The following is a 9,761-nucleotide window of genomic DNA, read 5'->3' as shown; positions in this document are numbered from 1 at the left end:
CCACAGCAGCCAGCCGAACAGCGCCAGCACCGACAGCGCCAGCGGCGCGCGGTGCAACCAGGCGCCGGGGACGGGGGAACGGGCGGCCGGGTCCAGGCCGCGCAGGGTGACAAGAGTATTCATGGTGCCTGGGTCCCCAGGTTGCGGTGCGACCAGTTCATCAGCTGGTAGCGCAGTTGCGCCAGCCGGCTCGGCACGTTGGTCATCGGCAGTGGCGTATCGGCCTGGCTCCATTCGACCATCGAACCAGGGTAGAGCTTCACGTCGGGGCGGCCCAGCACCTCCGACAGCACGAACCAGTCGGTGGCGGCCCAGTGGCCGGTGTTGCAGAACGCCACCGTGGGCTCGCCGGCGCGGTCCGGCAGCACCTCGGCCCTGGCGGCCAATTGCGCCGCGTCCATCAGCGTGGCGCTCTTGGGCGCGAAGAACAGGTTGCTGTCCAGGTTGACGGCGCCGGGCAGGGTGCCGCCGACCTTGGCGGCGCCATGCAGCTTGTGGCCCTGGAAGAAGGGCGCGGGGCGCGAATCGACCAGCAGTGCGCCCTGCCCATCGAGCTGCCCCTTGACGTCATCCAGCGTGCTCAGCCAGCGCGTGCTGAGCGTGGGTTGCCAATCGCTTGCGGCCACCCGGTGCGGCTGCGTGCTGAGCGGCAGGCCGGCGGCCTGCCAGGCCTTGAGGCCGCCGTTGAGGATCGACAGCTCCTGCGCGCCCAGGCTCTTGAGCGTCCAGTAGACGCGCGCGGCCGAGCCGAAGTCGGTTGCGTCGGCACCGGCGTAGACGATCACCGCATGCGTCTCGGGTGTCAGGCCCAGTTCCTGCACCAGCGCCGTCAGCGCGGCCGGCGGTGGCAACTCGCCCGGGTTGGAGGCGGGTCCGCGCCAGCGTCCATAAGGCGCCGACACCGCACCCGGCAGGTGCTGCTTCTGGTAGTCGGCCGGCGCGCGCAGGTCGATGACGCGCGGCTCGCTCGCCGCAAGCAGCGCCTGCAGCTCCCGCGGCGTCAACAGCGGCGTCGCGGCCCAGGCCACGCCGGCCAGCAGCCAACCGGTCAGCGCCAGGAGAAAGGTCAGTAACTTGTGCCGCATGGGCCACCATCAGAGTCGATCACAACCGCTTATTCTGGTCGTTGCGGCGGATAAGCCAAATACAGATTGGTCAGATGCTTATCCGGCTGCCACGGCCGGCACGCGGACCGCCGCCGCTACCAGCTTCAGAGCAGCGGTCGCAGGTAGCGCGCCGTGTGGCTGGCTGGGTTGGCCGCCACCTGTTCCGGCGTGCCCTGGGCCACCACCATGCCGCCGCCGTCGCCGCCCTCGGGGCCGAGGTCGATCAGCCAGTCGGCGGTCTTGATGACGTCGAGGTTGTGCTCGATCACGACGATGGTGTTGCCGGCGTCGCGCAACTGGTGCAGCACCTGCAGCAGCAGTTCGATGTCGGCGAAGTGCAGGCCGGTGGTCGGTTCATCCAGGATGTAGAGCGTGCGGCCGGTGTCGCGCTTGCTGAGTTCCTGCGCCAGCTTGACACGCTGCGCCTCGCCGCCCGATAGCGTGGTCGCGCTCTGGCCCAGCGTGATGTAGCTCAGGCCGACGTCCAGCAGCGTCTGCAACTTGCGCGCGATGCCCGGCTGGTCCTTGAAGAAGGCGTGCGCCTGCTCCACCGTCATGTCCAGGATCTGCGCGATGTCGCGGCCCTTCCACTGCACTTCCAGCGTCTCGCGGTTGTAGCGGCGGCCATGGCAGACGTCGCAGGGCACGTAGACGTCGGGCAGGAAGTGCATCTCGACCTTCACCACGCCGTCGCCCTGGCAGGCCTCGCAGCGCCCGCCGCCTGACGACTGCGGCACGTTGAAGGAGAAGCGGCCGGGTCCGTAGCCGCGCTCGCGCGCCATCGCGGTCTCGGCCATCAGCTCGCGGATCGGCGTGAACAGGCCGGTGTAGGTGGCCGGGTTGCTGCGCGGCGTGCGGCCGATCGGCGACTGGTCGACCGCGATCACCTTGTCCAGCTGCTCCAGCCCCTCGATCGCCTCGTGCGGCGCCGGTTCGGCGTGCGCGCGGTGGATGGCGCGCGCGGCGGCGGTGTACAGGGTGTCGTTGACCAGGGTCGACTTGCCCGAACCCGACACGCCGGTGACGCAGGTGAACAGGCCGATGGGGAAGTCGACCGTGACGTCGCGCAGGTTGTGGCCACTGGCGCCGACGATGCGGATGCGCTGCGCCAGCTCACGGCCCTCGGCGTCCGTGCCAGCCGGCCGCAGGCGCGCCACACGCCGCCGCGGGATCGGGATGCGGCGCCGGCCGCTCAGGAACTGGCCGGTCACCGATTCGGGCGCCGCCGCGATCTCGTCGAAACGCCCCTGCGCCATCACGCGCCCGCCGTGCACGCCGGCGCCGGGGCCAAGGTCGATGATGTGGTCGGCGGCGCGCATCATGTCCTCGTCGTGCTCGACCACCAGCACGCTGTTGCCGAGGTCGCGCAGGTGCTGCAGGGTGCCGATCAGGCGGTCGTTGTCGCGCTGGTGCAGGCCGATGCTGGGCTCGTCCAGCACGTACATCACGCCCGTCAGGCCGCTGCCGATCTGGCTGGCCAGGCGGATGCGCTGGGCCTCGCCGCCGGACAGCGTCTCGGCGCTGCGCTCGAGGCTCAGGTAGTTCAGGCCGACATCGTTGAGGAACTTGAGCCGGTTGCCGATCTCGCGCACCACCTTGTCGGCGATCTCGGCCTTGGCGCCGCTGAGCTGCAAGGTGTCGAAGTACTGCCTGGCCTCGCCCAGGGTGATGTGGCTGATCTCGTAGATCGCGCGCGCCTGCTCGCCCTCGCCGATGCGCACGTGGCGCGCCGCCTTGCGCAGGCGCGTGCCGCCGCAGTCCGGGCAGGGCTGCTGGCTGCGGTAGCGCGCCAGTTCCTCGCGCACCACGGCCGAATCGGTCTCACGGTAGCGCCGCGCCATGTTGGGCAGGATGCCTTCGAAGGGGTGCTTCTTGCTGACCTTGCGGCCACTCGCGGCGCCGCTCTCGAAAGCGTAGCAGAACTCGATGTCCTCGTCGCCCGAACCGTGCAGGATGGCCTGCTGCACGGCCTCAGGCAGCTGCTCGAACGGGGTCTCGACATCGAATCTGTAGTGGCTGGCCAGGCTTTCGATCAACGCGAAGTAATAGCTGTTGCGCCGGTCCCAGCCCTTGATGGCGCCGCTGGCCAGGCTCAGGCTGGGGAAGGCGACCACGCGCTCGGCGTCGAACACCTCGGTCGTGCCCAGGCCGTCGCAGCTCGGGCAGGCGCCGGCCGGCGCGTTGAAGGAAAACAGGCGCGGCTCCAACTCGGGAATCGAGTAGCCGCACACCGGGCAGGCGAACTTGCTGTTGAACAGGTGTTCCTGGCCAAACGTGTTGGCCCCCGGCCGCTGCGCGTCCGCCCCCCGAGGGGGCGCGCCGCCGTCTTGGGACGGCCCGGCGACGGCGGCGCTGTCCATCTCGAGGGCAATCGCGCGCCCGTCGGCCAGCCGCAGCGCGGCCTCGAAGCTGTCGGCCAGGCGCGAAGTCACTTCGGGCCGCACCTTGAGCCGGTCGATGACGACGTCGATGTCGTGCTTCTCGGCTTTCTTCAATGCGGGCAGCTCGCCGCTTTCCACGATCCGCCCGTCGACCCGGAAGCGCACGTAGCCCAGCGCCTGCATCTGCTCGAACAGCTCGCCGAACTCGCCCTTCTTCTCGCGCGCCACCGGCGCCAGGATCATGATCCGGGTGTCCGGCGGCAGCGCTAGCACGGCGTCGACCATCTGGCTCACGGTCTGTACCGTGAGCGGCTCGTCGTGCTCGGGGCAGTAGGGCGTGCCGGCGCGCGCGAACAGCAGCCGCAGGTAGTCGTGGATCTCGGTCACCGTGCCGACGGTGGAGCGCGGGTTGTGGCTGGTCGCCTTCTGCTCGATCGCGATCGCCGGCGACAGGCCCTCGATCAGGTCGACGTCGGGCTTGTCCATCAGCTGCAGGAACTGGCGCGCATAGGCGGAGAGGCTCTCGACGTAGCGGCGCTGGCCTTCGGCATACAGGGTGTCGAAGGCCAGCGAGGACTTGCCCGAGCCCGACAGGCCGGTGATCACCACCAGCTGGTTGCGCGGGATGTCGAGGTCGATGTTCTTCAGGTTGTGCGTGCGCGCGCCCCGGATGCTGATGCGCTGCTGGCGCAGCGCGGCGGCCAGCGGCAGGCCGGCATCGCTGCCGGTGCCCGGGTCCCCATGGGCGGGCGTGATCGGAAGGGAAAGATCGGTCATGACGAACTGCACCCGGCGTGCGGGCAACCGGCCATTATCGGTTTTCAGGCCGATCCGTGCACCCGGGGCGCCGCGCGCCACGCTTTGCGCGCGCCCGGAAGCAGGCCAGGGGATCGCCGACAATAGCCGCTTCGGCCGCAGCCGTTGCCGCGTCCTTTCGCTCCGCGCCCCGATGTCCGCCACCGCCCCAACTGCACCCGCCACGCCCCACAGCCACCGCATGACACCCGACGAGCTGCGCGCCAGCCTGTCGCTGGCGGCGATCTTCGCGCTGCGCATGCTGGGCCTGTTCCTGGTGCTGCCGGTGTTCGTGCTGGAGGCTGCCAGGTACCCGGGCGGCGACGACCCGGCGCTGGTCGGCCTGGCGATGGGCATCTACGGGCTGACGCAGGCGGTGATGCAGGTGCCGCTGGGGCTGGCCTCGGACCGCATCGGGCGCAAGAAGGTGATCGTGGCCGGCCTGGTGGTGTTCGCGCTCGGCAGCGCACTGGCGGCAATGGCCGGCAGCGTGCAGATGCTGGTGGCCGGGCGCGCGCTGCAGGGCGCCGGCGCGGTGTCGGCGGCGGTGACGGCGCTGCTGGCCGACCTGACGCGCGACGAGGTGCGCACCAAGGCGATGGCGCTGGTGGGTGTCAGCATCGCCGCCATGTTCGCGCTGTCGCTGGTGGCGGCGCCGCCGCTGACCGGCGCCATCGGCCTGGCCGGCCTGTTCTGGCTGACGGCGGCGCTGGCGGTGGCCGGCATCGCGGTGGTGCTGCTGTTCACGCCCGCCGAGCCGGTGCAGCACGTGGACGTCCCGCGCGGGCGGCTGCAGGACGTGTGGCTGCACCCGCACCTGTGGCGGCTCGACCTGGGCGTGTTCGTGCTGCACACGGTGCAGATGGCGATGTGGGTGGTGGTGCCGGGACTGCTGGTGCAGGCCGGCCTGGCCAAGGCTCAGCACTGGCACCTGTACCTGCCGGCGATCCTGGCCTCGTTCCTGATGATGGGCGGCCTGTTCTCGGCCGAGCGGCGTGGCCACATGCGCACCGTGCTGCGCTTGGGAGTAGCGCTGCTATTCCTGGTGCAGCTGGCCTTCCTGCTGCTGGCGCCGCGCGCACCGGGGCTGTGGACGCTTGGCCTGCTGATGTTCTTCTTCTTCGTCGCCTTCAACCTGGTCGAGGCCATGCAGCCGAGCCTGATCTCGCGCTTGGCGCCAGCCAACGCGCGCGGCGCCGCGCTGGGCGTCTACAACACGTTGCAGTCGCTCGGCCTGTTCGCCGGCGGCGCGCTGGGCGGCTGGTTGTTCAGCCGCTGGGGCGAATCGGCGGTGTTCGCGGTCACCGGGGCGCTGACGGCGCTGTGGCTGCTGCTGGGCTGGGCGCAGTACGTGCCGAGCACGTCGGCGCCGACGCGATCCACCGCATCCGCGGCATAGCTCCGGCAGCGGGCAGCCGCTGGCGATCGCGGCCCGCCATGGCCCGCGACCGGGTGCCAAACCGTTCGGTCGCGCAAGCCTGCCGTCCCTCCGGCAGGGGCCGGCGCCGCGCCCGCTTGCGGCACAATGTCCAGTTCACAAGCGAACGCTCAACCGCTGTTTCCCCTTCACCCTTACAGGAACAAGCCATGGCCTCCGTCAACAAAGTCATCCTCGTCGGCAACCTCGGGCGCGACCCGGAAATGCGCACTTTCCCCAGCGGCGACCAGGTGGCCAACGTGACCCTGGCCACCACCGACAAGTGGCGCGACAAGCAGAGCGGCGAGCCCCGCGAGCACACCGAATGGCACCGTCTGGTGTTCAACGGCCGCCTGGCCGAGATCGCCGGCCAGTACCTGCGCAAGGGCTCGCAGATCTACGTCGAAGGCAGCATCCGCACCCGCAAGTGGCAGGACCAGCAGACCGGCCAGGACCGCTACAGCACCGAGGTGCGCGTCGACCAGATGCAGATGCTGGGCAGCCGCCAGGGCATGGGCGGCCCCTCGGACGATGGCGGCGACGGTTTCGACGCCCCGCGTCGTGCCGCACCGGCGCCGCGCACCGCGCCGGCTGCCCGCGCGCCAACCGCCGCCGCCAAGCCGTCGTCGGGCTTCGACGACATGGACGACGATATCCCCTTCTAGCAAGTTGCTAGTTTGGAAGATGCCCTCCAGCTAAGCGTATCCCGCCCTGTTGGGCGCCGTTCTCCTGCTTTTAAGCAGGAAGCCGACCGCACATGCAACTGCCACAATTGATCGTTGAAAAACTGGCAGGCTGGCGCGCAGCCGGCTATGCGCACGATGCGTGCCCTGCCATCGCAGAAATCCTTGACTGGCTTTCGGGCCGCGACGCCGGGCAGCCACCGTTCCTGCGCATCCCGCAGGTCAGGGCGCTCGAAACGTACTGGTATCTGCGACTGGTAGAAGAAACTCCCGGCATCTTCGATCTGTACCAGAAGCTGGCACCAACCAAGGTGGAACTCCGCAAGGCGCTCGGCCTGACCAGCGATGCGGTACGCGAGCACGCCGAAGAACACGGCTTCGAAGCGCTGATCGAGCACATACGTAGTGACGACGCCTTTGTCAGGCAGCACCGTCTCGAATCTCTCCGTGAAACCCTGACACTCGATTACCCCAGCTACATCCTCGCCCTGGCCATGGGCGCCGGCAAGACCATGCTGATCGGCGCCATCATCGCCACCGAATTCGCCATGGCGCAGGAATATCCGGACCAGGATTTCGTGCACAACGCGCTGGTGTTCGCGCCAGGCAAGACCATCATCGAATCCTTGCGCGAGCTGGCGACGATGCCCTTCGACGGCATCCTGCCGCCGCGGATGCACAAGCCGTTTGCCGCCAGCGTCAAGCTGTCCTTCACCCGCGACGCCAGCCCGGACATCGACGTAATTCCCGGCTCGCACTACAACATCGTCGTCACCAACACCGAGAAGATCCGCATCCAGAAGGGGGCTATCCGCAAGGGCGACTTGGGCAGCCTGTTCGCCGGTGCCGGCGATGCCGACCAGCTCAAGCAGGACGTGGCCAACCGTCGCCTGCAGCGGTTGGCGCAGTTGCCCCATCTTGGCGTGTTCTCCGACGAGGCTCACCACACCTACGGCCAGTCGATGGACGCCGAGCTGAAGAAGGTGCGCAAGACAGTGGACTACCTGGCCAGCGAGACGAATGTCGTCTGCGTGGTCAACACCACCGGAACCCCCTACTACAACAAGCAGCCGCTCCTGGACGTCGTGTACTGGTACGGCTTGTCGCAAGGTATCGAGGATGGTTACCTCAAGCCCGTCTCCGGCAACATCGAGGCCTACGATTTCGGCGAGGACATCAAGCCCTACGTGACCGAAGTCGTAGGCGATTTCCTCAAGCACTACGGGAGCGTGGCGCTGCCGAACGGTGCCAGGGCCAAGCTGGCTCTCTATTTTCCGCAGACCGACGACCTCGAAGCCATGCGCCCGGTGGTGGAGGCGGCGCTCGCTGCCAACGGCCACGCGCCGTCCGAATGCCTGGCCAACCACTCGCACAGCCCGCAGGCCGACGTGGATGCCTTCAATCGGCTCAACGATCCCGCCTCCGCGCACCGCGTCATCCTGCTGGTGAACCGTGGCACCGAGGGCTGGAACTGTCCCAGCCTGTTCGCCTGCGCGCTGGCCCGGAACCTGCAGTCCTCCAACAACTTCGTGTTGCAGGCGGCCACGCGCTGCCTGCGCCAGGTACCCGGCAACTCGCACAAGGCGAAAATCTACCTGTCCCAGGACAACTACGCGGTGCTGGATCGCCAGCTGCAGGAGACTTACGGCGAATCCCTGTCCGACCTCAAGCAGGGGCGTGAGAATCTGCACCACGCGAGGATCGTTCTGCTTAAGGAAAACATTCCGCCACTGGCGCTCAAACGACAGATCATCCGCGTGCGCCGGATGGAAGCGAAAATTCCGGAGACGCTTGAGCTGCAGCGTCCGCAGGACGACGATCCAGCGTTGACCGTGCAGCGCTACGAGCTCGCCGCCCAGGTCAGCAGTCTGCGCGTCATGCGCGAGCTGGGTGACGCACTGCCGGTCGAGGCCGCCATCGAACAGACCGATGTCAGGACAGCGGCCGCCGACCTGGCGGCACGCTACCGGCTCCCGCTGTTCGCGGTGCTGGACGCCCTGCGTGGCGCCTACGGCGAAGATGATGTGCCGTTGCGCCACCTGGATGCGCTGGCGGGCCAGTTGGAAGATCAGGTGCGCCATTACGAGACCGAAACCGAGGAAATCGAGGTGGCGCTGGCGCTGGTGCGGCCCGAAGGTTTCAACGAAGAGCTGGACCAGGGTGGCAAGCCTATCCGCACGGCGGAGATCACTTATCGCAAGGACAAAGCGGACCGCCTCTGGAGCGTGGATGACGCCCGCGCCGACTACGGAGGCGATTTCGGCTTTCACTACAGTCCGTACAACTTCGACTCGCTGCCGGAGAAGGACTTCCTTGCCAGGGTGTTGGATGCCCTGCGGATCGACGCGGGCGACATCGAGGACGTGTACTTCACCGGAGGGCTGGGCCGTGACAAAACCGACTTCGTGGTCGAATACAAGGGCGTGGACGGTCGCTGGCATCCGTATTCGCCGGACTTCCTGATCCGCCGCAAGCCCAGGGACGGCGGAATGCCGGGCAGCGGCAAGCTGTTGATCGTGGAGATCAAGCAGGAACGCCTGCGAAAAGACGAGACCGACGGCGAGAGCGGCCGCAAGGCGATGGCCGTGCGTGAATGGGCCAGACTCAATCCCGACCGCATTGATTACGAGATGCTTTTCACCGACACCGATACCGTGGCAAACAATGACTTTGCCCGTGTGCGTACATTCCTGGGGGGCAAGTCATGAGCGCGCGCAAGGCCGCAAAGAAGACAACGAAAGCAGCGGTCAAACCGGCTGCGAGAAAGGCGGCCATCAAGAAGACGGCCAAGAAGGCGGTCGTCAAACCGGTAGCCAAGAAGACGACGGACAGGGGTGCGTCTGCGGCCGGTGCCGACGTGTTGGCCCGCGTCCGCGGGGCGCAGCAGGCCGTCACTATCGGCAAGGCCGGTGGACGGCCGATGCTGTCCTGGGTGGGCAAGCGTGCCCCGGCCAGCGTGCAGGCGTTCCCGGCGCAACTGGTTGAAACCTACGGCGAGCAAGCGCCGGACGGGGCGCTGTGGGAGCGATGGCCCGATGACCTCCGCCGCGGTGGCCTGCTGTATCACGGTGACAACAAGGAGGTGCTGGCGCACCTGCTGGCCAACGGCTTCCGCGGCCAGGTCAAGCTGATCTACATCGATCCACCGTTCGATTCCGGCGCCGACTACGTGCGCAAGGTCGAGCTGCGCGGCCCCAAGGGCAAGGTGAAGCTCGACGGCGAAGGCTACACGCTGGGTGAGCAGATTCAGTACACCGATATCTGGGCCAACGACAACTATCTACAGTTCATGTATGAGCGACTGCTGTTGTTGAAGGAGCTATTGGCGAAGGATGGTGTGATCTATCTACATTGTGACCCATCAAAGAATTCATATCTG

General features: G+C 67.7%; 6 protein-coding genes. 4 read left to right on the top strand and 2 right to left on the bottom strand.

The genetic code is table 11. From position 1 onward, the window contains the following. Positions 1–119: 119 nt before the first annotated feature. Together PK606_RS15390 and uvrA are read right to left on the bottom strand one after the other, a co-directional pair. On the bottom strand, positions 120–1,085 hold the full coding sequence (locus PK606_RS15390; RefSeq protein WP_324565207.1) for a sulfurtransferase: 966 nt from the start codon (positions 1,083–1,085) through the stop codon (positions 120–122). A 125-nt stretch (positions 1,086–1,210) separates the two neighbouring features. Continuing rightward, positions 1,211–4,264 carry an excinuclease ABC subunit UvrA gene (gene uvrA / locus PK606_RS15385; protein WP_324565206.1) on the bottom strand — a complete coding sequence of 1,018 codons (3,054 nt, stop codon included), beginning with the start codon at positions 4,262–4,264 and terminating at the stop codon, positions 1,211–1,213. A gap of 220 nt (positions 4,265–4,484) precedes the next feature. Here uvrA and PK606_RS15380 point away from each other — a divergent pair, with 220 nt between their 5' ends. From PK606_RS15380 to PK606_RS15365, 4 genes are all read left to right on the top strand, one after another. After that, complete coding sequence (locus PK606_RS15380; protein WP_324565208.1) at positions 4,485–5,681, top strand: MFS transporter; 1,197 nt, start codon at positions 4,485–4,487, stop codon at positions 5,679–5,681. A 188-nt stretch (positions 5,682–5,869) separates the two neighbouring features. Beyond that, on the top strand, positions 5,870–6,364 hold the full coding sequence (gene ssb / locus PK606_RS15375) for a single-stranded DNA-binding protein (protein WP_324565204.1): 495 nt from the start codon (positions 5,870–5,872) through the stop codon (positions 6,362–6,364). A 92-nt stretch (positions 6,365–6,456) separates the two neighbouring features. Next, positions 6,457–9,090, top strand: a complete 2,634-nt coding sequence (locus tag PK606_RS15370; RefSeq protein WP_324565203.1) for a DEAD/DEAH box helicase family protein — start codon at positions 6,457–6,459, stop codon at positions 9,088–9,090. After that, the coding region (locus PK606_RS15365; protein WP_324565201.1) for a DNA methyltransferase at positions 9,087–9,761 on the top strand (675 nt) is incomplete at its 3' end. The genes PK606_RS15370 and PK606_RS15365, both read left to right, overlap by 4 nt.

Source organism: Ottowia sp. (assembly GCF_035444425.1).
Lineage (GTDB): Bacteria > Pseudomonadota > Gammaproteobacteria > Burkholderiales > Burkholderiaceae_C > Ottowia.
Note: the sequence above shows the minus strand (reverse complement) of the source record. Positions and strands in the feature narration are given on the sequence as shown.